General features: G+C 37.3%; 30 protein-coding genes. All 30 read right to left on the bottom strand.

Annotated features, from left to right (window positions below):
* Positions 1-48: 48 nt before the first annotated feature.
* The gene (locus ACNSTQ_RS05085) at positions 49-921 is read right to left on the bottom strand and encodes a MinD/ParA family protein (protein WP_418198756.1); all 873 of its coding nucleotides are present in this window, start codon (positions 919-921) and stop codon (positions 49-51) included.
* Positions 914-2080, bottom strand: a complete 1167-nt coding sequence (gene flhF / locus ACNSTQ_RS05080) for a flagellar biosynthesis protein FlhF (RefSeq protein WP_418198755.1) — start codon at positions 2078-2080, stop codon at positions 914-916. Before flhF ends, ACNSTQ_RS05085 begins: the two co-directional genes overlap by 8 nt.
* The gene (gene flhA / locus ACNSTQ_RS05075) at positions 2077-4119 is read right to left on the bottom strand and encodes a flagellar biosynthesis protein FlhA (RefSeq protein ID WP_418198754.1); all 2043 of its coding nucleotides are present in this window, start codon (positions 4117-4119) and stop codon (positions 2077-2079) included. The genes flhF and flhA overlap by 4 nt, the downstream gene beginning before the upstream one ends.
* A gap of 34 nt (positions 4120-4153) precedes the next feature.
* The gene (gene flhB, locus ACNSTQ_RS05070; protein ID WP_418198753.1) at positions 4154-5239 is read right to left on the bottom strand and encodes a flagellar biosynthesis protein FlhB; all 1086 of its coding nucleotides are present in this window, start codon (positions 5237-5239) and stop codon (positions 4154-4156) included.
* Positions 5240-5242: 3 nt separating this feature from the next.
* Complete coding sequence (gene fliR, locus ACNSTQ_RS05065; protein WP_275117580.1) at positions 5243-6019, bottom strand: flagellar biosynthetic protein FliR; 777 nt, start codon at positions 6017-6019, stop codon at positions 5243-5245.
* A complete protein-coding gene (fliQ, locus tag ACNSTQ_RS05060) occupies positions 6019-6288 on the bottom strand; it encodes a flagellar biosynthesis protein FliQ (protein WP_275117581.1) in 270 nt (89 codons plus the stop codon). The genes fliR and fliQ overlap by 1 nt, the downstream gene beginning before the upstream one ends.
* 25 nt (positions 6289-6313) lie before the next feature.
* Positions 6314-6970, bottom strand: a complete 657-nt coding sequence (fliP, locus tag ACNSTQ_RS05055) for a flagellar type III secretion system pore protein FliP (RefSeq protein ID WP_418198752.1) — start codon at positions 6968-6970, stop codon at positions 6314-6316.
* The gene (locus ACNSTQ_RS05050) at positions 6967-7671 is read right to left on the bottom strand and encodes a flagellar biosynthetic protein FliO (protein WP_418198751.1); all 705 of its coding nucleotides are present in this window, start codon (positions 7669-7671) and stop codon (positions 6967-6969) included. The genes fliP and ACNSTQ_RS05050 overlap by 4 nt, the downstream gene beginning before the upstream one ends.
* A 17-nt stretch (positions 7672-7688) precedes the next feature.
* Complete coding sequence (fliY, locus tag ACNSTQ_RS05045) at positions 7689-8273, bottom strand: flagellar motor switch phosphatase FliY (protein ID WP_418198850.1); 585 nt, start codon at positions 8271-8273, stop codon at positions 7689-7691.
* A gap of 4 nt (positions 8274-8277) precedes the next feature.
* Positions 8278-9270, bottom strand: a complete 993-nt coding sequence (gene fliM, locus ACNSTQ_RS05040; RefSeq protein ID WP_418198750.1) for a flagellar motor switch protein FliM — start codon at positions 9268-9270, stop codon at positions 8278-8280.
* Positions 9271-9300: 30 nt separating this feature from the next.
* On the bottom strand, positions 9301-9732 hold the full coding sequence (fliL, locus tag ACNSTQ_RS05035; RefSeq protein WP_418198749.1) for a flagellar basal body-associated protein FliL: 432 nt from the start codon (positions 9730-9732) through the stop codon (positions 9301-9303).
* Positions 9733-9951, bottom strand: a complete 219-nt coding sequence (locus ACNSTQ_RS05030; RefSeq protein WP_418198849.1) for a flagellar FlbD family protein — start codon at positions 9949-9951, stop codon at positions 9733-9735.
* Positions 9952-10082: 131 nt separating this feature from the next.
* Positions 10083-11522, bottom strand: a complete 1440-nt coding sequence (locus ACNSTQ_RS05025) for a flagellar hook protein FlgE (protein WP_418198748.1) — start codon at positions 11520-11522, stop codon at positions 10083-10085.
* An 81-nt stretch (positions 11523-11603) separates the two neighbouring features.
* Positions 11604-11987 (bottom strand): TIGR02530 family flagellar biosynthesis protein, encoded by a 384-nt coding sequence (locus tag ACNSTQ_RS05020; protein ID WP_418198747.1) that lies wholly within the window; start codon positions 11985-11987, stop codon positions 11604-11606.
* 18 nt (positions 11988-12005) lie between these two features.
* Positions 12006-12452, bottom strand: coding sequence for a flagellar hook assembly protein FlgD (gene flgD / locus ACNSTQ_RS05015; protein ID WP_418198746.1), 447 nt, complete (start codon positions 12450-12452; stop codon positions 12006-12008).
* Positions 12453-12461: 9 nt separating this feature from the next.
* On the bottom strand, positions 12462-13652 hold the full coding sequence (locus tag ACNSTQ_RS05010) for a flagellar hook-length control protein FliK (RefSeq protein ID WP_418198745.1): 1191 nt from the start codon (positions 13650-13652) through the stop codon (positions 12462-12464).
* A 38-nt stretch (positions 13653-13690) separates the two neighbouring features.
* Complete coding sequence (locus tag ACNSTQ_RS05005; RefSeq protein WP_418198744.1) at positions 13691-14257, bottom strand: MotE family protein; 567 nt, start codon at positions 14255-14257, stop codon at positions 13691-13693.
* A 16-nt stretch (positions 14258-14273) separates the two neighbouring features.
* A complete protein-coding gene (gene fliJ, locus ACNSTQ_RS05000) occupies positions 14274-14711 on the bottom strand; it encodes a flagellar export protein FliJ (RefSeq protein ID WP_418198743.1) in 438 nt (145 codons plus the stop codon).
* Between the two features lie 3 nt (positions 14712-14714).
* Positions 14715-16031 (bottom strand): flagellar protein export ATPase FliI, encoded by a 1317-nt coding sequence (fliI, locus tag ACNSTQ_RS04995; RefSeq protein ID WP_418198742.1) that lies wholly within the window; start codon positions 16029-16031, stop codon positions 14715-14717.
* Complete coding sequence (fliH, locus tag ACNSTQ_RS04990; protein ID WP_418198741.1) at positions 16018-16815, bottom strand: flagellar assembly protein FliH; 798 nt, start codon at positions 16813-16815, stop codon at positions 16018-16020. The genes fliI and fliH overlap by 14 nt, the downstream gene beginning before the upstream one ends.
* Positions 16808-17821, bottom strand: a complete 1014-nt coding sequence (gene fliG, locus ACNSTQ_RS04985; protein WP_418198740.1) for a flagellar motor switch protein FliG — start codon at positions 17819-17821, stop codon at positions 16808-16810. Before fliG ends, fliH begins: the two co-directional genes overlap by 8 nt.
* A 12-nt stretch (positions 17822-17833) precedes the next feature.
* Positions 17834-19414, bottom strand: coding sequence for a flagellar basal-body MS-ring/collar protein FliF (gene fliF, locus ACNSTQ_RS04980; RefSeq protein WP_418198739.1), 1581 nt, complete (start codon positions 19412-19414; stop codon positions 17834-17836).
* 263 nt (positions 19415-19677) lie between these two features.
* Positions 19678-19986 carry a flagellar hook-basal body complex protein FliE gene (gene fliE, locus ACNSTQ_RS04975; protein WP_418198738.1) on the bottom strand — a complete coding sequence of 103 codons (309 nt, stop codon included), beginning with the start codon at positions 19984-19986 and terminating at the stop codon, positions 19678-19680.
* Between the two features lie 15 nt (positions 19987-20001).
* Entirely contained in the window at positions 20002-20448 is a 447-nt protein-coding gene (gene flgC, locus ACNSTQ_RS04970) for a flagellar basal body rod protein FlgC (RefSeq protein ID WP_418198848.1), read from the bottom strand.
* Positions 20449-20456: 8 nt separating this feature from the next.
* Positions 20457-20858 (bottom strand): flagellar basal body rod protein FlgB, encoded by a 402-nt coding sequence (flgB, locus tag ACNSTQ_RS04965; protein WP_418198737.1) that lies wholly within the window; start codon positions 20856-20858, stop codon positions 20457-20459.
* 763 nt (positions 20859-21621) lie between these two features.
* Positions 21622-22401, bottom strand: coding sequence for a GTP-sensing pleiotropic transcriptional regulator CodY (gene codY, locus ACNSTQ_RS04960; RefSeq protein WP_216827993.1), 780 nt, complete (start codon positions 22399-22401; stop codon positions 21622-21624).
* Between the two features lie 26 nt (positions 22402-22427).
* Entirely contained in the window at positions 22428-23822 is a 1395-nt protein-coding gene (gene hslU / locus ACNSTQ_RS04955; protein ID WP_418198736.1) for an HslU--HslV peptidase ATPase subunit, read from the bottom strand.
* Positions 23823-23849: 27 nt separating this feature from the next.
* On the bottom strand, positions 23850-24395 hold the full coding sequence (gene hslV, locus ACNSTQ_RS04950) for an ATP-dependent protease subunit HslV (RefSeq protein WP_418198735.1): 546 nt from the start codon (positions 24393-24395) through the stop codon (positions 23850-23852).
* A 92-nt stretch (positions 24396-24487) separates the two neighbouring features.
* A complete protein-coding gene (xerC, locus tag ACNSTQ_RS04945) occupies positions 24488-25399 on the bottom strand; it encodes a tyrosine recombinase XerC (RefSeq protein ID WP_418198734.1) in 912 nt (303 codons plus the stop codon).
* 60 nt (positions 25400-25459) lie between these two features.
* The gene (gene trmFO / locus ACNSTQ_RS04940) at positions 25460-26767 is read right to left on the bottom strand and encodes an FADH(2)-oxidizing methylenetetrahydrofolate--tRNA-(uracil(54)-C(5))-methyltransferase TrmFO (protein WP_418198733.1); all 1308 of its coding nucleotides are present in this window, start codon (positions 26765-26767) and stop codon (positions 25460-25462) included.
* Positions 26768-26876: the final 109 nt, after the last annotated feature.

The following is a 26876-nucleotide window of genomic DNA, read 5'->3' as shown; positions in this document are numbered from 1 at the left end:
CCTGTGCCCTTAACACTGAATTTCAACCGCTTTCTTATAACAGTCAGGCTATTTCTTTATAAAAAAGCCCGTAAACCTTTGTACGAACGATTGAAAGTGTGTATGTTGTTGGCCCGTGCCCGTTCCTTGCTTGCCTAAAAATACTTGAACCATTAATTCTACCGCTCGACTTGACTTTGCTTTGGGGTCAAATAGTAAAAAGGGCTTTTGAGATCTTACTGCTTTCGTTACTACTTTATCATTAGGAATACTTCCAAGGTACGCTATATCCTTATGTAAAAACTGTTTAACTACCCTTTGAAAGTTTTGTGCAGTCACTTGCCCTTCTTTTTCCGTTTCCGTTCGATTTACAATTAACGAGCAGTGGATCGTATCGTTTTTACTGTTAATATATTTAAGCATTGCATATGCGTCCGTAATAGAAGTTGGCTCTGGAGTTGTAACTACAATGGCTTCATTGGCTGAAAGAATAAATTGTATACTATCTTCTGACACTCCTGCCCCCATATCAAAGATAATATAATCAAAATGCGACATTAAAGATTCAAGTTGTGTGACAAACCGTCCAAACTTCTGTTCATTTAATTTGAAAAGTTGGGTGAAGCCAGACCCGCCCGATACAAAAGAAACATTTTCCGGACCTTTCTCGATAATATCCCAAATCGTCAATTCATTTTCTATCATATCAACTATATTATACTTACTAGAGACGCCCATTAAGATATCGACATTCGCCATCCCAATATCTAAATCAAATAAGAGAACACGCTTTCCAGCTTGTGACAACCCTAATGAAAAATTAATTGAAAAGTTTGATTTCCCAACCCCGCCTTTTCCACTAACAATCGAAATCACTTTCGTATCAGACTGACCTTCGTTGTTCTCCATCAATTTTCTTAAAGTCTCTGCTTGGTCATTCATTCTTCTTTACCCCTAATATAGAATTGACAAGTTCTTTTGGACTACCTTCCATAATGTCATCAGGAACATTTTGACCGTTCGTAATATAAGCCACCCCGACTCTATTTTTTTCTACGAAAGTAAGCATCGTCCCGTAAAAAGACGTTTCATCCATTTTTGTAAAAATCACTTTATCGATATGAATAAGTGAAAATTGCTTAAAGATGTCTTCCATATCCCTATATTTAGATGTCAGGGCAAGAACTAGGTACGTTTCAACTTCATCTGTGAAGTCAATAACTTTATGAAGTTCTTCAACATATAATGGGTTTCGAAAATTACGTCCTGCACTATCAACAAGTACGAGGTCATAGTTAGCAAATTGCTCCTTTGCTTTTTTAAAATCATCAATTGAATACGCGACTTCAAGTGGTATATTTAAAATTTTCGCATACGTTTTCAACTGTTCAACGGCTGCTATCCGATATGTATCTGTTGTTATTAGAGCGACTTTTTTATGTTTCTTTAACACACTATGCGCAGCAATTTTTGCAATCGTTGTTGTTTTCCCAACACCAGTCGGTCCAACAATATTTACAAATCGTTTTTGAAATGAAATTCCACCCATAGGGATGTCTTGTATAGCAGCTAACATGTAGTCTTTTAACCATTGATGAACTTCTTCTTTATCTGGTCTGTCAGTTTCCTGTTCATACCATTTTTTTAATAGATACTTCATCGCTTTTAAACGAAGTGATTTCCCTATTTCTTGGTCTTCTAATAGATCATATATTGATTGAAAAGGATCAGGGTACTCACGTTCAGTTTCAGTTTGTTTGTTCGTTATGGAAGACATTAATGTTTTAAGTTGTTCAATTTCTTTCATCAACTTCCCCTGGTCATGGCCAGAAGCAGTCAACTGTTTTTCTGAGTGAAGGCCCCCAGTTTTTTCTGGGCGACCTTCACTCATAACGTTTTGCTGTTTCGGGGTAGGTCGTTTAATGGTTGGTGTACGGTCAACTGCTGCAATCACTTCAATATTTTTTTTTGTAAAAAAACCTAAAAATCCACCGGTAACGATTTCTCTTGAATTTAAAATAACTGCATCTTGGCCAAGTTCCTCGCGTATTTTTTTCATCGCTTCTGGCATTGATTCAGCAATATATTTCTTTACTTTCAATCTACATTCACCACCCCAACACTTTGAACCTCTACATCTGGTTCTAACTCGTTATACGATAATATAGGCACATTTGGCATGTAACGTTCTAGCATTTGACGAACATACATCCTAACCGCAGGTGAGCATAATATAATTGGAACCTGCCCCATTTGTGAAAGATGCTCGACTTCTTGTGAAGCCATTTCGAGAATTTGTTGCGATTGATTAGGATCCATTGATAAGAAGTTCCCATGCTCTGTTTGTTGCACAGATTCGGCAATTCGCTTTTCTACAGCTCCACTAAGAGTAACAACATAAAGCGGTTCTCCAGGGGTAGAGTATTGCTTTGAAATTTGTCTTGATAACCCTTGGCGAACATATTCCGTGATTAAATCCATATCTTTTGACATTGGACCGTAATCTGCTAAAACTTCAAAAATAATAGGCAGGTTTCGGATCGATACATTTTCACGCAACAGATTTGCCAGTACTTTTTGTATTTCACCAATTGTTAATGGATTAGGTGTAACATCTTCTACAAGGGCAGGATAAGATTCTTTTAAGTGTTCGACTAATTGTTTCGTTTCTTGTCTGCCGATTAACTCATGTGCATGACGCTTAACTACTTCAGTTAAGTGGGTAGAAACAACCGACGGCGGATCGACAACTGTATACCCTGATAACTCAGCCTGTTCTTTCATATCTTCCCCAATCCATAAAGCTGGTAATCCAAAAGCAGGTTCAATCGTTTCAATTCCGATAATCGACTCATCCTCAATTCCCGGACTCATTGCCATATAGTGATCAAGTAATAGATCACCTTTTGCAATTTCATTTCCTTTAATTTTAATTACATATTCATTAGGTTGTAACTGGATATTATCTCTTATTCGAATGACAGGAACAATCATCCCGAGCTCTAAAGCAAGTTGACGTCTTATCATTACTACACGATCGAGTAAGTCACCACCTTGATTAGCATCTGCTAGAGGAATCAGACCATAGCCAAATTCGAATTCTATCGGGTCAATTTGTAAGAGATTAACAACACTTTCCGGTGATTTTAAATCCTCATTACCTTCTTCAGTTTCATCCGATGCAGCTGCTTCTTCTTCAAGTGTTTTCTTTTGAGCTTTTGATAAGTACCAACCGCCATAAACAAGCAACCCTGCAATTGGAAAAGTGACATAAGGTGTTATTGGTGTAATAACCCCTAATAGGAAGATGGTTGCACCGGCTACATAGAGCATCATCGGATAAGCTAATAGTTGTTTTGTTATATCGTGCCCTAAATTTCCTTCTGAAGTGGCACGAGTTACGACTATACCTGTTGCTGTTGAAATGAGTAGTGCGGGAATTTGGCTGACAAGCCCATCTCCAACTGTAAGTAAAGTAAACGTGTTGGCTGCTTCCCCGAGCCCCATTCCTAATTGAGACATACCGATCACTAGGCCAAAAATTAAATTAATAATAACGATAACAATACCTGCAATCGCATCACCTTTTACAAATTTACTAGCACCATCCATCGCACCGTAGAAATCAGCTTCTTGTTCTATTTTCTGACGTCGTTCTTTCGCTTCAATGTCTGAAATCATCCCAGCATTTAGATCAGCATCAATACTCATTTGCTTACCAGGCATCGCGTCTAATGTAAATCGTGCTCCTACCTCTGAAACACGCTCCGCTCCTTTTGTAATAACGAGAAACTGAATGATAATCAATATTAGGAACACAACAAAACCAACGAGTGCGTTTCCACCGACAACGAAGGATCCGAACGTCTCAATAACATTCCCAGCTTCAGCATTCCCAAGGATCGAACGAGTCGTTGAAACGTTTAATCCCAACCGAAATAATGTAACTAAGAGTAATAATGTCGGGAATATTGAAAATTGAAGTGGCTCCCTCGTATTCATTGCTACTAAAATAATAACAAGAGCAAGAGAGATATTACATATGATGAGGACATCTAGCATTGCAGGCGGTAACGGTATAATTAACATGATTATGATTAAGATAACGCCTAGTAATACAGATAAATCTTTAATGGACAATGGGAACTCTCTCCTCTTCTTCCAACATTAACTACTAAACTTCTTTATTTTTTAGTCGATATACATAAGCGAGGACTTCAGCAACAGCTTTAAACAAATCCTCAGGAACTATATCTCCAATTTTAGCCTGTGCATACAAAGCACGAGCCAAAGGTTTATTTTCAACGATAATAATATCGTGATTTTTCGCAATTGAGCGGATCTTAAAAGCAACATAATCGACACCTTTTGCTACTACAACAGGGGCATCCATTTTCTCCCCATCGTACTTTAATACTACAGCAAAGTGAGTCGGGTTCGTAATGACAACATCAGCTTTTGGAATTTCTTGCATCATCCTAGACATCGCCATTTCCATTTGTTTTTGCTTTCGTTTGGACTTAACTTTTGGGTCACCTTCCATGTTTTTATGCTCATCTTTAATGTCTTTTTTAGACATTCTAATTTGCTTTTCATGGTCATATTTTTGGTATAGATAATCAGGTATCGACAAAATCAGTAAAAGAAAAGCTACAATGATCCCCATAATTACTGTTAATTGGGCAATTTGATAAAAGCCATCTGCAACAGACTTTTGAGATAAGATCATGACCGAATCAAGGGTAATCCATAAGATTGCAAAAACGACCATTCCTACAAATGAAATCTTCAATAATGATTTTAAAAGTTCAACGATAGCTCTTACCGAAAAAATTCTCTTAAATCCTTTTATTGGATCTAATTTAGATAACTTAGGTTTAATCGCTTCAGGTGCAAATAATGGACCCACTTGTAAGTAACTGCTAAAAACACCTGCTATTAAAGCCACAAGCATGATTGGCAATAACACAGTGGCTGACGTTACAGTGACTTCATTTAAGACCATTTGTAGGTTTACTTCAGTTAAATCCAGCAACATGTAATTTTGGAAGGTGTGTATTAGCATCGCTAACAAATAATCGCCAACCATATGCCCAATGAACCACAGAAATAAAAAGACGAGTAACATTATAATTGCCGTGTTTACATCTGTACTTTTTGCTACTTGACCTTTTTTACGGCTGTCTTGACGTTTTTTCGGTGTTGCTTTTTCCGTTTTTTCTTCTGCAAAGAACTGTAGATTTAATTGGATGTAAGGCACCTGCTAGACACCTCCAAGTAATTGCATGAGCGTTCTCATCGTTAAGATAATCGTTTCAAATAACTGCTGAACAATTAAATAAAACACACTTAGGAAAAGCATTAATAATGGCAATCCCACTAAAATTTTTAGCGGCATCCCAACGACAAATACGTTCATTTGCGGGACTGACCGTGAAATCATCCCTAAAGCAACATCAACCAAAAACAAAGAACCGACAATCGGGAACGCCATCTGGAATGCAATAATAAACATTTTATTGAAGGTCACAAAAATAAACTCAATCACATTCTCATTGCCAAGCGGTAAAAACACTTGGTCTAATGGAATAAATTGATAACTATAAAAAACTCCATCTATTAACAAGTGATGCGCGTCTGTTACTAAAAGTAATAGGAGCGCAAATGTATATAAATATCCTCCAATTAAGGGTGATTGTGCTCCTGTTGCAGGATCGACAACATTAGCAATCATAAAGCCCATTTTTATATCGATAAATGCCCCAGCTACTTGAATCGAATATATTAAGATCATCGCAACTAGACCGATCAGTAAACCTACTAATACCTCTTTTATAATGAGAAGAAAGTAAGTTTCATCAACCGGGATCTCTTGCACATCAATCGTAAAAAACATAATCCATGCTAAATATACAGCAAGTCCAACTTTCACTGTATTAGGAATCGTTCGATGAGAAAAGATCGGTAATACTGTGAAAAAGGCTAGTACTCTAATAAATACTAATAAAAAAGCTGGTATAAAATTCACCCAATCTAACATTACCCAACAACCCGATGTAAATTATTAAAAATCTGATACGTAAACTCAAGTAATTGAGATAACATCCACGGGCCAAAAAAGACTAATGCGACGAACACTCCAACTATTTTAGGGATAAAAGCTAACGTTTGTTCTTGAATTTGCGTAGTCGCCTGAAAAATACTTACAAGCAACCCTAAAGATAATGCAATTAATAGCAGTGGGCCAGATACCATTAAAACCGTCCATACTCCACTTTCAGCTAAAGAAATGACTTGTTCAGCATTCAACTTATTCACCTACTTTTTAATTGGGCTAACTGAAGCTTAGTAATAATGATTTTACAATTAGATGCCAACCATCAACCATTACGAATAGTAAAATCTTAAATGGTAAGGCAATCATGACTGGAGGTAACATCATCATACCCATTGCCATCAACACACTTGCAACTATCATATCGATTACAAGGAACGGTACAAAAATAAAGAAACCAATTTGGAAAGCGGTTTTTATTTCACTTATGGCAAATGCGGGAACTAAAGCCGTCAACGGTATATCATCAAGAGTTTCAGGTCTGTCCATACCTGCATATCCCATAAAAAGGGCAAGGTCCTTTTCTCTTGTATGTTTTGCCATAAACTCCTTCATTGGTATGACAGCTCGATCAAATGCTTCTTCCTGGTCGATCTCTCCTGCTAAAAGCGGTGATAGTGCTTGATCGTTAACATCTGCAAAGATAGGTGCCATTATAAAGAATGTCATAAAAAGTGCTAAGCCAATGATTACTTGATTTGGCGGCATCTGCTGTGTAGCTAATCCCGTTCTAACAAACGATAGGACAATGACGATTCTAGTAAAACAGGTCATTAAAATGAGAATACTAGGTGCTAGTGACAAAACGGTTAATAATATTAAAATTTGTATAGTAGTAGATAAATCATCATTAAATGTCGGTAAAAAATCGGTCATTTTTTATGCTCCTTCATCGCCTCGCGGATTTGTTGTTGCGACTTAGAAACATCTTTTAACTGTTTATCTAATAACTCACTAAAATCGAGCATTTTTTTCGTATTATGTTCATTTTTCTTTGTTACTAGTTGGTTAATCCATGTTGAAGCTTTTGTTAATGGCTCTTCAAGTCGGTCAAACTCACTTTGGTGTTGCTCCATAATTTTAGCGACCTCAGTCTGGTCATCTATTTCTTTAATAAGTTGGATCGTCTCTCCCACACCAACGACGAGAATACGATCTCCTAGTTTAATCATTTGAAGTGAGCGATTGGTTCCTAATGGAACGCCACCAATACTCTGAAGGGTTTGATGGTCTCTAAAAGAGCGAGTTCGTTTACCAACAAATCGAAGCATGATATATATTAATGCGATAACGACCGCTAATGCTGCGATCATTTGAATGAATAACATAAAAAAGCTTGTTCCACTATCAAAAGGAGTTTCTGCTGTATCTACAACCGAATTCTCTCCAGTAATAACTGGTTCCGGTTCTGCTTGTATAGGTGTATCCCCTTGCTCTTCAATCGGAGAAGGGTTATTGGCTGGTAATGAGTCCAATACTGAGCCAGTTCCATCTTCCTCAGCTAGAACTGGCCCGGTAAAATTAATAGTTAAAATGAAAAGGAAACCTATAACAATTGAAAGATAGTTACGGTACAAGGGGCTGTCACCCTTTCTTAACCTAATGTCTTTTTAATTGCCTCTAACACACGGTCTGCCTGAAACGGTTTTACGATGAAGTCTTTTGCTCCTGCTTGAATGGCATCAATAACCATCGCTTGTTGCCCCATAGCCGAACCCATCATCTGATTCATTGCTTCTTGGACGGCACTAATTTGCATTTCACCTAAGTCACTAGATGGATTTAAACCGTCGCCACCTAGCATTAAATCAGCGATAATGGCAGCATCTGTTGTTTTAATCACTAACAAGTTCATACCTTCAAAGCCTTCAGTATATTGAACAGATACAGCTACGTGAGGTTGTGGAAAAGCTTCTTCCAATTGATTTCTATTAATTACCGACACTTGTGGTGTTGTAATATCAACTTTTTGATTAAGTAGTGTAGATAGCGCCGTTGCAGCACTTCCAAAAGATATATTCCCAATTTCACCTAATGCGTCTTGCTCAACAGGAGATAAATAATCCTCTACTCTTAGTGCATCAAGGTTATTATCCTCTTCTTCCACTGAGGTTTGGTCATCTTCATCATCGATTCCGACTCCCTTTAAGAGTTCATTAATTTCCTCTTGGGAAAGCATATCGTCATTCATTCTCTAGTGCCTCCTCCATAACCTCTGTTATTTGAATTGCCATTTGATTTTTGGACTTTCCTGGTTGAGCTTTATATTTTTGCTCGCCACCCACAGTCACTAACAGAGGGTCATTAATATTTTGATCTAGTTCAATTACATCGCCTATATTGAGTTGTAAGAATTCTTGAATGGTAATTTCCGATCGCCCAAGCTCTGATTGGACTAGTAACGGTGCTTTGCGTACAGTAGCCTCTAACGCTTCCATCTCACCTGGTTCTCGTTGGATTTTCTTCGTTTGCATCCAATAATGAACGGATAATTTTGGAAGAACTTCTTCTAAAGTCACGTGCGGTAAACAAAGGTTAATCATTCCAGACGTTTCTCCAATTGTTGTAGAAAGTGAAATGACAACAACTGTTTCGTTCGGTGAAACCATTTGTAAAAACTGCGGATTAACCTCTAAGTCTTCCATCACTGGATCTAGTTCAACAACAGATGTCCATGCTTCTGTAAAACTATCTAACGTTCGTTGAAACAATTGCGACATAATTCGTGTTTCAATCTCAGTTAAATTATCAATTTTATTAACTGCAACCCCTTTTCCGCCTAATAATCGGTCTAACATCGTATAAGCAATATTCGGGTTTACTTCCATTAAAAATCGACCATCTAATGGATAGGGTTCAAATACATTTAATATCGTCATTTTTGGTATGGATCGTATAAATTCTTCATATGGTAATTGGTCTACTGAAGCAACTGATATTTGAACAAATGTCCGTAACTGAGCAGAAAAAAAGGTCGTTAATAACCTAGCGAAATTCTCATGAATTCTCGATAAACTTCTTATTTGATCTTTCGAGAAGCGTAGAGCTCTTTTAAAATCATAGACTTTAACCTTTTTTTCTGTTTCCTCTTTCATCAGTTCATCAGCATCCATTTCCCCAGTAGATAATGCGGATAATAACGCATCAATCTCACCTTGTGACAAAATGTCAGCCAAGAGCCTCACCTCTCAAACTATTACATACGTTTATTGGATTATAAGTCGTCGTGTGTAAATATCAACAACTATTCCTTCTGTCATTAATTCATTAATTTTAAACTTGAGCTGGGTCTCTAGATCTGTAATCCCTTCAGAACCAGAAAGTTGAGATGATTTCATCCCAGCCAATTCTCGAATAATTATGTTTTCAATTTGAAAGTCACGCTTCGAAATTTCTGATAATGCCCTTCTATTATCCACATGAATTTTAAATTGCACTTTTGCAAATTCATTACTTAACAACATCGTTGTTAATTCCGGAGTATCATAAGAATGTGCAATAATTTCATCAATTGTTGGTTCTCCAGAGGCCGCTTCATCCTTTGATAAATAGTTGATAAGTACTAATGTGACAACTCCAATTAATGTAAGAGAAACGAGGAGAATAATCATGATATTTACTAATTTATTTTTAAACAATCAAGAGCCCTCCGCATCCTGTTTACTATAAATTGAAACTAGTCCAATCGTTCGATATAGTTCATTTGTCTTAAGCTTAACATCGTTAATTGACTCACGCACTACTATCTTTTTTCCATTGACAAGCGTAATGGTCGTATCTGGAAAAGCCTCAACCTGCTCAATTAAAAACGCATTTAATAAGAATGTACTATTATTCAGTCTTGTTAACTCAATCATCGGTACTTTTGAAGGCTGGTACTTAAGTTGCACTTCTTGCTTAATAATTCATCAGTCCAGCCTTCATCCTCCTAATTAGTGATTACTTTATGGTAATGAAGTTAACTACTTTCTGATAAGGAAAGATATGATTAACGTTTCAAGTTAACGAGTTCTTGTAGAATTTCATCTGAAGTTGTAATAATTCTCGTATTAGCCTGGAAACCACGTTGAGCAACAATCATTTCTGTGAATTCTTCAGAAATATCAACGTTAGACATTTCTAATGAACTTCCCATAAGTAGTCCGCGGCCTTCCCCAGGAATTCCAATATTAGGTTGCCCTGAGTTATTTGATGCTTGGTAGGTATTACTTCCTGATTTCGTTAAGCCCCCTGGATTATTAAATGTAGCCAGTGCAAGTTGTCCAAGAAGTTGTACACGACCGTTAGAATAAACCCCGATAATTTCACCGGATTGTCCAATGTTAAAACTGTCTAAAAAGCCATCAATATTTCCAGTTACTTGGTTAACATCAGCTGTATTGGAGCCTGAAAACTGGGTAAACTGAGAAAAATCAAATGTTAACTGTAAATCTTCTGCCCCATTAAACTCACCTGCTCCAAGAGGGCGTTCATTTAAATTTAATGTTAAGTTTACTTCTTTCATGGAATTGTTATTTACTGCATTTGGATCGTCTTGGATGACATAACCATTAGCACCAAATTTGATAAAATCATCAGTTTGTCCAGGGAATGGCGTGTTAGCACTCGTTAACCTCTCGTATGTGTAGAACAACTGACCAGTCATTTGGTCTTTGTTTTGCTCTCTTGTTGCGAGATCAATTGAAGGTCTAACAATTCCCACTGTCCAGTTCCCCGTTGAATCTTTTTGATACGCTAACTTTACATTGTGGGTAGCTCCAAGTGAGTCAACAACTTGATGAGTAATCATAAAGCCACTCTTCATCGCATCATTGATTTGTTGTTGAGTTAATTGGTTTGCCCCGTTAACTAATGCTGTTCCCCCATTCGCACTACCAACCGGTGGTACATCTGCATTAAAGTTCCCTTTATAGGAGATATTCGTGGTTGCTTCTGGAGCCATTTGACTTCCAGCTTGAATTTGTAGTGGTTGGACCTGAGTGTAATCAATTTGATCCGTTGTACCAGCTTGTAACCCATACCCCAATACTCTTAATCCATCACCATTTACGAGCGTACCATTTTGATCCAAATAGAAATTTCCTGCTCGTGTATATGTGTTCAGATTACCGTTATTAACTACGAAGAAACCATCTCCTGAGACAGCAACATCTAGTGAGCGACCTGTTGATTGCATACTACCTTGTGTATGAATCGTATCAATAGTCGCGATTGTTCCTCCAAGTCCCACTTGCATTGGGTTTGTTCCACCACGGTTATCTGTTGGTGTACTAGCGCCACGTATTTGTTGACTCATAATATCTTGAAATGTCGTACGGCCTTTTTTAAATCCAAATGTATTTACATTAGCAATATTATTTCCAATCACATCTAACTTTGTTTGAAAGTTTTTTAAACCACCAATACTGGAATACATTGATCGTAGCATGTATATTTCCCCTTCATTATCATAGTTCGTTGGTTGCTTCCGTCATTCCACAACCGAAGGCTTCCATTTCGGTCCAGCCTTTTAATCAATAAGTATCGTTCCATTTATATTCGTAAATATTTGTGTACTCGCTTCTGTTCGATCGAGTGCCGTAATAACAGTATTGTTTTTGGCATTCACAACTAGTGCGGCATGATTTAAAACAACTAACGAATCACTTATACCTTTAGACTTAGCTTCTTTTAACTTATTTTCAATAGCCGTCCATTGGTCTTGATTGATGGATATTCCTCGGTCTTGCATACGTTTTTCAGCATGTTTACTAAGTTTAATTCCCTTGGTGCTGTTAATCTCTGTTTGTAAAATGTCATGGAAATGTCCTTGCCTCATCGGCATTATCGCTTTTTTCTGATATGTTGTTTGAGGCAGTGGCCTTAGTTGTTGTGAATATATATGAGGGTCCATCACTTCACCTCCTGTTCACTACTCTTTTCCACCTGAGCTAATTTGTTTAATTTGATCTACTAAGATCCAATTCCCATTATCTAATTGAACAGAAACATTTCCATCCCGTAAACGCACTGCTTTGACTATATTCGTTTCTAAATTTCGATCAGATATTGAGTTTTCAGGTTGCCATTGAATTTCTTTTCCAATCAAATGACTATTTTGAACAAGTTTATTATCTGTTTGTGTAGCAATAAACTTTTCAAGCGTTTTATTCATGTTAGTCATTTGCTCTAACGATGAAAATTGCGCCATTTGAGAAATGAATTCACGGTCGTCCATTGGATTTGTCGGATCTTGATTTTGTAACTGAGTAATTAATATCTTTAAGAAATCATCTTTTCCTAATGCCCCTTCACCCGTTCTTTTCACATCACGAGCTCGGTTATCATAAAAAAGACTCGGGTCTACTGTATTATTCATACTCAACACCTAAACTTTCTCATTTATCGTTATATCTTCTAGTAACTGAGAGAATGATTCTTTTTCTTTTTCATTATCTTCTGATTGTTTTTCATCTTGATCCCGCTCAGCTTGTCTTCCTTGCCCATCTTTGTTCAAGTTACCTGCTGACTGTTGTTGCTGCTGAGTTACTTCAATGCGTTCTACATTAAGTTGTTGTTGTGAAAAGGCTTGTCTTAACTGCTGTATTTGAGATTCAATTAATTCTCTTGCGGTACTTGTACTTGCTAGAATACGTGCAGTAATTACACCATTAATTTGGGATAACTGAATATCAAGTCGTCCTAAATGTTGTGGAAATAGTTTAATAGATAATTGTGAGCCATTATTTAGATTTTTTAATACTCCACGTCCAAGCATTTCTTGGAATTGACGGACAAATTGACGCTGTTCAGCTTCCTTTGTCGGTTGTTCACCAATATGTATTACTAATTGTTGAACACGAGACATATTCTGTCCATCCGTATTTATATTAATGCCTTGCTGTCCATCCGTAGTTCGCTCTCCAACTCCTAGTCTTTGCAGTAATGACTGTAGGATTTGACTTTGATTCATTCGTTGGTCTTCTTTTTGAAGGGCTTGAATTAATTGGCGCATGACATCTTTTGGATCTTTTACATCATGTGTATTCGCATTGTCTCCTACTTTTAACAACTGCTCTAAGTGTTTCATAAATTGATTTATTTCTTTACTTTGAGCTGATGTATATGGATCAGAAGTGGATCGTTTTAGAGCAACTAAGAAAGCTAACATTTCAGCTGGATTATTTAAAGTATCTGCAGACTGTAAAAGAGCTTCAAGTGGAAGTTTACTTTGAAAAATTTTCTCGATTTCTAATTGTAATTCTTCTGGTAACAAGGCTAATAATTGTTGGACATCCTGATCATCAAGCTTTTCTTCTGTTAGAAAACCATCTTCAAATGGCAGTGCTTCTATGAACTTTTTTATTAATGATAAAAGTTGCTCATCGTTTGCCATTTCTTCATCAGTCGTACCTTCAGTTATCCGCATTCCAGTCCCAGTAGTAGTTTCTCCTGGAAAACTACTGCTAAGTAGCTTAGAAAAAGTGGAGTTACTACTTGATAAGCTTTTAAATGTTGCAGGGCCCTTTCCTGTATTAGATTGACTCGGACTCGGACCTATAACTCCTACGATGTTCATTTTTTCACCTCCTTTCAAGTCAATAATTAAAAAATACTTTATTGGTTTGCTAATAGCGACATTATTTCTGCAGCTTTTTCTGCTTCCATTTTCGCTAATATACCGGCTCTAGATTGTGTAGAGATTTGTGAGATATGAAGGAGAGCTTCTGATGTAGGAAGTTCAGACAAAATATTGGCTGCATTCTTCGTAGACATCGCTTCATATGTCTTAGCAATCTCCTTTAAATCATGCCTAACTTCTGCAACTGCTTCTTCTTGGGACACAACTTGTTCCTCTAAAGACGTTGCTTCGCTTTGAAGTTGAAGTATTTGTTCATCTCTTTGTGTAAGCTGCCGTTCTAATTGTTCAATTTGAATTTGTTGAGAAGCAATCGTTTCCTGTAATTCGTCGATGTTAATTTGGTTCTCTTCGTCTTCTTCAACCTCATCGGTGATGTATTCTCCTATAAAAGGTAGATTTCCACCGACTTCTTTCGCCTTATCCTTCACTTCAACTCCAAGAAAGATAAGAATGACTGCAAACAAAATAATGGCAAACAGGGTTGGGATAAAGATAACAAAGAAGAACCATTGAACTTTACTATACTCTTTCTCATTACTCATAAGCTTCACCTTATTTTTAGCGGTTTACATATAGTTGTAAAGATATTTCATCCATCCGCATATTATCGAGCCTTTTTTGTTCTTCGATATACTCTGCATGCTTTATTTCTTTCATCTTTTCGTACTTTTTCAACTCTATGGCGGCGTCAACAAGCTCTTCCTGTTTTTGATACATTTGGTTTCGAGCTAAATTGGTTGATTGTTGTTGTCTTTCAATATCTATATTTAATCGCATTAAAATCGTTTGATGTTGTTGCAGTTGGTGAATAGGAATTCCTTCATTCATTTGCTGTTCGCATCTAGCTTCTAAGTCTTCTTTGTTCTTCAAGAGATCATATAATCTAGTTGCCATCTCCTCAAATTGCTTTGTCGCCTTACTATATTCGTTCTCAGAATTTTGTTTTTCTCTTTCTTTTATCTCAAGAACTTTTTGAAGAGTATAACGGAATGACATAGCCTATTCACCTCCACCGAATTGTTGTTGTAACAAGATCACTGCTTCATCTAAATGACTTGGTTCGTTAATTCCCTGTTTCAAGTAAGAAATAATTTTCGGAAATGCTTGAATGGCTAAATCAACATCTCTTGAAGAGCCTCTCTTATAAGCGCCGATATTAATTAAATCTTCTGATTCGTAGTAGGTTGATAAAAGTGATCTTAAACGTTCTGCAGCAATGTGATGATGTTGTGGTACGATATCATGCATGACACGACTGACACTTTTCAAAACATTTATCGCTGGAAATTGACCTTTGTTTGCGAGTTTTCGATCTAACACGAAGTGTCCATCTAAAATACCTCGAACTGCATCTGAAATCGGTTCATTTAAATCATCGCCGTCCACTAGTACGGTATAAAATGCCGTAATAGAACCATTCTGACTTGTACCCGAACGCTCTAGGAGACGAGGAAGCATCGCAAAAACCGATGGTGTGTAACCTTTGGTCGTTGGCGGTTCTCCAACCGCTAGACCAATTTCACGCTGTGCCATGGCAAAACGAGTAACCGAGTCCATCATTAAATTAACATTCATCCCTTGGTTACGAAAATATTCAGCTATTGCTGTAGCTGTCATCGCTCCTTTCACTCTCATTAAAGCTGGTTGATCGGAGGTAGCAACAACTAAAATGCTTTTTTTCAGTCCGTCTTCACCTAAATCACGCTCAATAAAATCCTTAACTTCTCGTCCACGTTCACCAATTAAAGCAATGACATTTAAGTCTGCTTCGGAGTTTTTTATAATCATAGATAATAGTGTACTTTTCCCAACCCCACTACCTGCAAAAATACCAATTCTTTGGCCTTTTCCAACCGTTAATAAACTGTCTATCGAGCGAATACCTATACTCATCGGTTCAGTTATCCTTGGACGCTCTAATGGGTTAGGTGGTGCATTGTCTGTTGGAAAAGATGACAGTCCATCGGGTAATTTAGAACGATCGAGCGGTTGGCCGCATCCGTCAATAACCTTACCGATTAACCCTAATCCCACCTTAATTTCCAAAGGGTGCCTAGTGGCTTCCACAAGACTTCCTGGTGATATTTCACCCGTACCACTAATCGGCATCAGTAAAACATTCTCATCACGAAAACCTACTACTTCAGCCATAACCTTTGAAGTTGAACTTTTCCCAATATGAATAATACATAGATCGCCAATAGATGCTTGGGGACCTTTAGATTCAATCATTAAACCTACAACTCTTGATACTTTCCCATACCATTTATATGAATTGAGGTGGGGAACAACATTAATTAGATCACGAACTTCCATGCTTGCCCTCCTTCAATTTCTCAAGAAGTACATGTTTTAGTTCAGTTAGTTGACTATCTAAACTAGCATCGATCCGTCCAAATGGTGTTTCGACAATGCAACCATGTTCTCTCAATTGAGGGTCAGGGTAAATATAGAGTTGTTCGGAATGACTTAGTAATGTGATCAGCTCATTTTTATGTTGAATCGTTCGTTCATACCAATCAGGATGAACATAAACTTTTATTTCCTCCTGCTCTCTAACTTCAAGGATTGCCTTTTGAACAAGGTTGGTCCATGCTTCACTATTTTGATTAAAAGTAGTACCAATTAGCTTTTCTGAGATGGTAAATGCTAGTTCAACAATAGTTGGTTGGGCTTTTTCAATAACATCAGCGTAGTCCTTTTGTGAAGCTTGAATAATATTCTTAGCTTGGGCCATCGCTTCCTCGTATTGTAGCCTACCAGCATCCAGTCCTTGCTGATAGCCTTCTTCATAACCTTGTTGCTTTGCTTCTTGCTTTAATTGTTCAAGCTCGTTATAAACATATTGCTGTTCTTGTTCAAGCTGTTCACGAATAGCTTTTGCATTGTTTTCAGCTTCTTGAATCATCAGTTTAGCCTGATACTTGCTTTGTTCTAATATCAACTTTGCTTGTTCTTCGACTTGAATAGGCATATCTTCCTGAACTTCGGTAGTCGTACTTTCTTCATTTAGATCGATAGACTTTATTTTTTTTACCGATATTGTTCTAGCCCCCATGGGTTCTGGTCTAGCATAGGAAGACTTAATAATTTTAGACAATAATATCATCTCCTCCGCCACGTGCGATAACAATCTCTCCAGCTTCTTCTAGTCGACGAATAACTGCGACTATACGAGACTGAGCTTCTTCGACATCACGTAAACGAACAGGACCCATAAACTCCATTTCTTCCTTAAATGTATCTGCCATACGCTGTGACATATTTGTAAAGACGATTTCTTTCACTTCATCACTTGCGACTTTAAGCGACAGCTGTAAATCTTCATTTTCAACATCTCGGATAACCCTTTGAATCGAGCGATTATCAAGCGTAACGATATCTTCAAAGACGAACATTCTCTTTTTAATTTCTTCGGCCAATTCTGGATCTTGGATTTCAAGAGCATCAAGAATTGTTCGTTCGGTACTTCGATCTACACTATTTAGTACTTCAACAACGGCCTCAATACCACCAGCTGCTGTATAGTCTTGAGTAACGGTAGCTGATAGTTTTTGTTCTAAAATACTTTCTACTTCATTTACGATTTCTGGTGATGTGCTATCCATAAGCGCAATTCGCTTAGCTACATCGGCTTGAACTTCCTGAGGAAGTTCAGATAAGATCTGTGCAGCCTGTACAGATTCGAGATAAGAAAGGATTAGAGCAATCGTTTGCGGATGCTCATTTTGTATAAAGTTCAAGATTTGTGTTGGATCTGCTTTTCTAGCAAAATCAAATGGTCGCACTTGCAAGGTTGAAGTCAAGCGATTAATAATTTCCATCGCTTCCGCTTCTCCCAATGCTTTCTCAAGTACACTCTTTGCGTACCCAATACCACCTTGAGAAATGTAATCTTGTGCCATGGCTAGTTGATGAAACTGCTCAAGTATCTCTTCTTTTAATGAACTATCCACTTTTCGCACATTTGCAATTTCTAACGTTAATTTCTCTATTTCCTCTTCCGTTAAATGTTTGTATACCTGTGCTGATACATCGGGTCCAAGAGATATGAGGAGGGTAGCAGCTTTTTGACGTCCTGTTAAGCTTCCTTTTTTTGCACTCATTCAATCACCCTCCTAGTCATCTGTTAGCCATGTTCTAACGAGCTTAGCAAATTCATCTGGTTTTTCTCTTGCCATTCTCTCAAGCTGTTTTCGTTTAGTAGCCGAAGCACTGTCTTCCTCATTTGGTATATCCGGTATTTCTTCAATAACTGGCTCTATAAATGCTTCTTCTTCCTCTTCATTTCTCTTTTTCTTTTTCATTAACAAGAAGATTAATAGAATAATAATTCCAACTAATAATCCACTAACAACATATAACCACGTAGGTACAGTTTGTTCAGGTATTTGTGGAACATCCACTTTCCCTCTGAATTGCTGTGCAGACACAAAGATTTTATCGTTAATGTCTTCTGGTGTTAATTCACTTGCTACGTTTCCATCAATACTTGTACGGACAATCGTACTTAAGATTTGCTGAATATCATTTAATCGTTCAATTGGCAATTCTTCTTGACCTTCAGGTGGCTCAACCATAACCTGTATGCCTAAATCACGAATTTTATATGGGCTTTCTACAATTTCACGGCGAATACGGTTCACATCATTATTGACACGTTCTTCAATTTTTTCATATGATCCACCGCCTGCACCTACTACACCTGGGTATCCAGGAATAGCCTCCCCAGTACCTGCGACCCCGCCTTCTGGAATTTCATCGCCCTCATATGTTTCAGTAATACGCTCAATACTAATCGCTAAACCTTCCATATTTTCTTCATCAACTGGTGCTACAAGGTCTTCTTGACGATTTTCTTGTGTGAAATCAATATCTGTTGTTACAGAAACTAACACACTATCTCGTCCCATCATCGTACCTAACATTTGTGTAAGTTGACGTTGCAAATCTCTTTCGATGTCTTGTTTAATTTTTCTCTGATGTTCATATGCAGTCATTGTAGAGTAATCTTGAGAATTTTCATCCTTATACTCAAAATGCTCAAACATTTGGTTCATGATGACGATATTCTCTATAGGAAGGTTAGGAACACTCTTGGACACTAAATGAAACAATGCACGTACCTGCCTTGGTTCTAGATTGTATCCAGGAGCGGTATTAATAACAATTGATGCTGATGCTGTCATTAATTCATCAGAAATCCAAATTCTTTCTTCTGGTAAAGTAATCATGACATTAGCACCATTTACGCCATCAATATTTCTAATTAAATTTCCTAGCTCGGTTTGGACTGCAGCTCTTTCCATCAACGAGAATTCATTATCAGTAATACCAATGCCCATACGATCTCTAAAAAAGCCGTAATCAATACTTCCACTTCTAGGAATCCCTTCAGCAGCAAGTTCCACTTTTAATGTATCTACCATCGTCTCAGGAACACTAATCGTCGTCCCATTACCTGATATTTCAGATGCAATACCTCTAGCATCTAGCGTTTCTTTTATTTGTCCTGTTTCTTGTACAGATAAATTACTGTATAGAGGCACAAAACTTGATCTTGTTCCAAAAATAGTTAATAATATGACCATAGTGGTTAACAATAAAATAGAGCCGATAAAAATACCCTTTTGGGCACTTGTTCGCTCTTTCCAGAAGTTAACACCTTTTTCTTTATATTGTACTAGCTTACCGTTCATGAGCCCTCCTACCTATGTGCGACAATTACCATCATTGTAGTTTTAGCTTATCCTATAGTGTTTAGCATATGTTCAATAAAAAGAACAAAAAGAGCCGAGACATTCAACGCAATGTAATTACTAGCATCACGTTCACCTAAAGTGAGCTGAATTCTATGTTATCCAAATGCAGTGAGCTGCTTATGGTGACGACCCGTTGAGTTTATAGCCACAACAAAACAATGGAAAACTCCCCCACCACACCCTCGGACTTTTTGCAATTTTTAAACTTGCATGCGCATGATTTCTTGATAAGCTTCAATTACTTTGTTACGCACTTCTACAGTTGCTTGTAACGTAATACTCGCTTTTTGTCCTAAAATCATGACTTCATGTAGGTTTGCAGCTTCTCCGCGCGCAAGCCTTAACGTCGCCTCTGAAGATTGGTTTTGCATATTGTTTACGTTATTAATAGCGTCACTTAGGGCTACCTTAAACTGATTTTGAGCTTCAGCTGGTGTTCGTTTAATCATTTGTGCTTCCAATGGTTGCCGTTGAACAGCAAAAGGAGTAGCAATCTTATTTAGTTCCATTTATTTTACCCATCCTTATCTACCAATTTCTAATGCTTTCATTAGCATGTTTTTCGTTGCGTTTAGTGTAGTTACATTTGCTTCGTATGAACGTGTGGCACTCATTAAATCTACCATTTCTCTTAAAGGATCAACATTTGGTAGTTTTACATATCCATCCGCATCAGCATCAGGGTGCTCAGGTTGATACATCAATTTAAAAGGTGTACGGTCTTCGGTAATTCGCGAAACTTTAACACCTTCACCCGGATGACTGGATTGATTCATTGCTTTATTTAAGTATGAAGAGAAGTTTTGTTGATTAGGTTGCATGACAACCATCTTTCGCCTGTAGGGCTGCCATTCTCCATTCACAAGATTGGCTCGCGTCGTTTCAGCATTGGCCATATTCGCAGAAATAACATCCATCCTCAACCTTTGTGCTGTTAATGAAGACGCTGAAATATTGAATCCATTAAAAATCGTCACCTTTACTTCCCACCTTTAATAACAGTTTGAAGACTATTAAAACGTCCGTTCATTCGGTCAATCAATGCATTATAGTAGATTTGGTTTTGAGCTAAATCAGCCATTTCTTTATCAATGTCCACATTGTTTAAATTATGGTTATACATCGTATTATTTACCCTAGTAATAAAGGCTTCTCGCTGTTTACCTGTGCTAAAATTCACATGACGTTCGTCCGTTCTATTAGCATCGAGGTTGTTTGTCGAAATAGCTTGATCTAATGTATGTTGGAAATTCACTTTTTTCGTTTTATAATTTGGTGTATCAACATTTGCAATGTTTTGTGAGATTGCTCTTTGCCTTAAAGCTGAACCATCTAACGCCCTTTCAAGTGTGCTAAAAGCTGGGCTTGAAAACAAATTCATCTTAAGTCGCTCCTTGTCATTTTCCCTCGATTATTGGCTAATCCTGCTAATAAATTGTAATCGATCTTATACTAAATGTCTAATCATCATTTGAATTATAGGTGAATTTAACTAAAAAGACCTATATAAAACCTATTACTAAAGTCCTTACAATTCACTGGAATTCTCTAAATTTCTGTCGGATTGTGTAATACTATGTATATTATAATATAAATCCTATAAAAAAAAAGTAATTCTCGGTTTCCTTTTAATGTATTTTCACTATTGTCAATTAGGCTTATTTCACTATTCACTAATATATGGAACTCTAATATTTTTCGACAACTCCAGAAAGCATTGGTACCATAATCTTTTTAAGTACCCATCAACATCTTCGTTTGATATTTCAGATCAATACTGTGCTTTGTAACTTCCATTTTGTAAAGATATCCATGAGAAACAAACAAAATAAAAGGCTGTTTTCGTAAACTTTGTTGCTTTTGGACCGATTTTTGAAAAGAAAATTGCCTTTTCACGACAAATTCATTTGTCTGAACGGCAATTTTCTTTTCAAAAGCTTCACGCTATGCGTGAAGAGCCAAGCATTCGCTTGGCTTACGGTCCAAAAGCAAGGAGCAACAATCTTTGAGAAAAGAGCCAAATAAAAAAAGAGGTCAACTCATTTTGAGATGAACCCCTTTACAACATAAATACACTAACTAGATTAGATGCGTTATGGTCATACAGGAGAGCACTGCTTTGTGAGTAACCTCTTTACTTCATATTATCCTTGTTTAATCTTATCTAACTCGGCTAAAAACTTATCGTTTAGAACTTTAATGTATGTCCCTTTCATACCTAGTGAACGCGATTCAATCACACCAGCACTCTCTAGCTTACGAAGGGCATTTACAATAACCGAGCGCGTAATTCCAACACGGTCTGCAATTTTACTAGCTACGAGTAAACCTTCTTTTCCTTCTAACTCTTCAAAGATATGTTCAACAGCTTCTAACTCACTGTAAGACAATGAACTAATTGCCATTTGAACAACAGCTTTACTACGAGCTTCCTCTTCGATTTCTTGTGTTTTTTCATGAAGGATTTCCATACCTACTACAGTAGCACCGTATTCTGCTAAGATTAAGTCATCATTATCAAACGATTTATTTAATCTTGCTAAGACTAGCGTCCCTAACCTTTGTCCTCCACCTAGAATAGGAACAATTGTTGTTAAGCCAGATCCAAACAGATCTTTGTTTTCAACCGGAAACGCCGTATATTCACTCTCGATATCAAGATTTGCACTTGTTTCTTCAATTCTAAATAGGTTAGTTGTATACTCTTCCGGAAACTGTCGCTCTTCTAACATTTTTTTCATTCTTTCGTTTTCAATTTCCTGCTTAATAGAAAAGCCTAATAATTTACCTCGACGACTTAATACAAAAATATTCGCTTCAATTACATCGCGTAACGTTTCAGCCATATCTTTAAAGTTTACGTGTTGTCCTCCAGACTTTTGCAGCATCTCATTAATCTTTCTAGTTCTAGTTAGTAAATCCATTCCCTTTTCCTCCTAATAAGTCCATACTATAAAATGTATTGGCTTAAATCTCTATTTTTTGCGATTGTTGCTAACTTTTCTTCAACATAAGCTGGTGTTATCACAATCTCTTCTAATGTGATATCAGGTGCTTCAAACGATAAATCTTCAAGCAATTTTTCTAATAGCGTATGCAATCTTCTCGCACCGATATTTTCTGTATCTTGATTTACATCTGTTGCAATTGTCGCAATCTTATGAATAGCTTCGTCAGAAAATTTGACTTTTATACCTTCTGTTTCTAGTAATGCTGTATATTGTTTGATCAAAGCGTTATCTGGCTCCACTAAAATGCGAACAAAATCATCAATTGATAAATTAAAAAGCTCCACTCGTATCGGAAAACGCCCTTGTAGTTCAGGAATTAAATCAGATGGCTTTGCCATATGAAAAGCACCTGCACCAACAAACAATATGTGATCGGTCTTTACTGGGCCATATTTGGTTACAATCGTTGAACCCTCTACGATTGGTAAAATATCACGTTGTACACCTTCACGGGAAACATCTGCACTATTTTGGCTTTTACCTGCAATTTTATCAATCTCATCAATAAAGATAATACCCAATTGTTCCGCTTTTGAAACAGCTTCTTGGTTTACTTCATCCATATCAATAAGCTTTTGAGCTTCTTCTTCGGTTAAATATTTACGTGCTTCTCGAACGGTTAGACGACGCTTTTTCTTTTTCTTCGGCATCATGTTACCTAGCATGTCTTGCATATTAATGCCCATTTGCTCCATACCAGAACCTTGAAACATATCTAAAAATCCGGATGATTGTTCCTCAACATCAATCGATACCATATGGTCTTCTAGTTCACCGAGAGCCAATTTATGTGCTGTTTGACGTCTTTTTTGCTGAATATCCTGACTTTCGGTTGTGTCCGATGTTTCTTGAACAGGTTGTCCTTGATTTCCAAAAAGCATCTCAAGTGGATTTTTATATTGCGTTTGTTTTTTAGCTGACGGTACAAGTAAGTCAACAATTCTTTGATTTGCTTGATCCTCAGCCTTATCACGAACGCTGTTCATCTTCTCTTCCTTCACGATACGGATCGAAGTGTCGACCAAATCACGAACCATCGATTCTACATCTCGCCCTACATATCCGACCTCTGTAAATTTAGTCGCTTCCACCTTTACAAAAGGCGCTCCGACTAATTTTGCAAGCCTTCGAGCAATTTCTGTTTTACCTACACCAGTAGGTCCAATCATCAAGATGTTTTTTGGTGTTACTTCATCCCGAAGCTTTTCATCGAGTAAACTGCGACGATAGCGATTTCTAAGAGCTACAGCTACAGATTTTTTCGCAGACTCTTGACCTACAATGTATTGGTCTAGACGTTCAACAATTTGTCTTGGCGTTAAGTTATTTTGCATCTCAACATCCTCCGCTCTCAAAAGTTTTTATAACTCTTCGATGACAATCTGTTTATTCGTGTATACACAAATATCGCCAGCTGTTTCTAGTGCAGCCATCGCAATTTCTTTTGCCGAAAGTTGTGGTGCATGTGTTTTTAATGCACGACCTGCAGAAAGTGCATAATTACCTCCTGAACCGATAGAAAGTATTCCGTCATCAGGCTCAATTACTTCACCGGTTCCAGAAACGAGTAATAAATGTTCTTTATTCATGACGATCAGCATGGCCTCTAGTCTTCGTAGAACTTTATCACTTCGCCACTCCTTTGCCAATTCAACTGCAGCCCTTTGTAAGTTACCATTGTACTCTTCTAATCGGCCTTCAAATTTTTCAAAGAGAGTAAAAGCATCTGCTACTGAACCCGCAAAGCCAGCGATTACTTTGCCTTGATAGATCTTTCTCACTTTTTTTGCGGTATGTTTCATAACTACAGCATTACCAAATGTTACTTGCCCGTCACCTGTCATGGCACATTGCCCGTTATGCTGAATGGCGAAGATCGTTGTTGCATGAAAATTTGCTTCTGACATAAAGAACCCCCCTCTTAATGATAAGTAAAACAAAGTTGCAAACGTTGGTTGCGAGTTCGTACATCGGCATATATGAAAACTATAATATTGTTTTATGCTCTTGGGTGGTGTTTCATATATACATCTTTCAATCGATCCTTTGTTACGTGCGTATATATCTGAGTTGACGATAAATGTGAATGTCCTAATAATTCCTGCACCACTCGTAAGTCAGCCCCATTATTTAATAAATGAGTTGCAAATGTATGGCGTAGCTTATGTGGACTCATATGCATGGTTAATGATGCTTTTTCAATACGCTTATTAAGAATATCTCGAACACTTCTATCAGTTAATGGTCCACCGCGAAAATTTAGAAACAATGCAGGGTGCGGGCCCACCTTAGACTTCCTTATGAGTTGAGTTCGGGCATCATCAATATAGTTCTGGAGTGCATCTAATGCATAGCTCCCTACTGGTACATAGCGTTCTTTTCTACCTTTCCCAATAACAAAGACAGTACCTATTGAGAAATCAATATCCTCTATTTTCAATTGACAACATTCACTCACTCGTAATCCCGATGAATATAATAACTCTAGTATTGCTTTATCCCGTTGGTCGAGGACGTTTTTATCATCAAATGAAGAAAATAACTGTTCCACTTCTTGTTCATACATAAAGGTAGGCAAACGTTTTCCTAATTTAGGAATATGAGCTGCGGCGAATGGGTTCTCATTCACTTTCGCTTCTCTTAATAAAAAACGATAAAGACTACGCAAAGCAGAAATTCTCCGAGCAATCGAAGTTCGGGCATATTGTTTATCGTATAGCACTGTTAAATAGTGCCTTACAGTATGATAAGTAACAGAGAAAAAATCATCAATATTATTTTCTTTCATATGTTTTAAAAAGTCATCGATATCGAGTAAATAATTATCAATCGTGTGCTTTGAGCAATTTTTCTCAACTTGTAAATAAAAGACAAAATCATCAATTAACGTTCGGTTGGATGTATCTTCCATAGTAACACCTCACAAAAGCTACTAAATTGTACCACAACTTAGTAGCTCATTCAAGGAAATTTACATTTTTTTCATAAAATTCTGAATTGTTTCAATCGCTCGGTTAGCAAGTGTTTCATTTCTTTCTTTTTTATTCTTAATTCTTTGATCCAACGGCTTTAACAATCCAAAGTTAGCATTCATTGGCTGAAAGTTTTTCGGATTGGCTGTTGTGATGTACTGAGCCATACTACCGATAGCTGTTTCCTCAGGGAAGACGGCCAATTCTTTCTGCTCAACATACCTCGCTGCATTAATTCCCGCAACCAGTCCGGAAGCAGCTGACTCTACATAGCCTTCAACACCTGTAATTTGACCAGCAAAAAAGAGATCATCTCTTTCTTTGAATTGATACGTAGGTTTTAACACTTTTGGAGAATTGATAAACGTATTACGATGCATGACACCGTAACGAACAATTTCAGCGTTCTCAAGGCCAGGTATGAGTTTTAATACTTCCTTTTGTGGACCCCACTTTAAATGAGTTTGAAAGCCAACAATGTTATACAATGTTCCAGATTGATTATCTTGTCTTAGTTGAACAACCGCATATGGTCTTTTCCCTGTTTCAGGGTGTTCAAGCCCAACCGGTTTCATTGGCCCAAATAACATTGTCTTTTTCCCGCGTTGTGCCATTACTTCAATTGGCATACATCCTTCAAAGAAAATTTCTTTCTCAAACTCTTTTAAGGGTACAGTTTCTGCGTTAATTAAAGCCTCATAAAAGCGATCGAATTCCTCTTCGGTCATTGGGCAATTTAAGTAAGCAGCTTCTCCTTTATCATAGCGAGATTTTAGGTAAACTTTATTCATATCAATAGAATCTTTTTCAAGAATAGGAGCTGCAGCATCATAAAAGTATAAATATTCTTCGCCTGTTAACTCTTTTAATTTCTGAGATAGACTTTCCGACGTCAATGGACCAGTTGCAATAATTGTTGGCCCTGCTGGAATCTCACTTACTTCTTCATTCATTACTGTAACTAATGGATGTTTACGTACTCTACTCGTTACACTTTCTGCAAATTCATGGCGGTCCACCGCTAAGGCCCCACCTGCAGGAACCGAACAATCATCAGCTGAAGAAATAATAACAGAATTTAATATTCTCATCTCTTCTTTTAATACTCCCACTGCATTTGTAAGTGTATTTGCTCTTAAAGAGTTACTGCAAACGAGTTCAGCAAATTTATCAGTATGATGAGCGGGTGTTTGCTTGACTGGACGCATTTCATAAAGATGGACTGGAATTCCACGGTTGGCAATTTGCCAAGCAGCTTCACTTCCTGCTAACCCTGCGCCGATCACGTTAATATGTATTTTCTCCAAGATTTAAACCCTCCGTACCAAATTAAAAGCTTCATAGTAATGACTGTATTATTTCTTTAGGGTGACTCATATAATTTATCGGAATAGATGTGCGTGGTTCCTTTTATTT

Origin of the sequence: Alkalihalobacterium sp. APHAB7 (assembly GCF_048323755.1) — a bacterium.
GTDB lineage: Bacteria > Bacillota > Bacilli > Bacillales > Bacillaceae_F > Alkalihalobacterium.
Note: the sequence above shows the minus strand (reverse complement) of the source record. Positions and strands in the feature narration are given on the sequence as shown.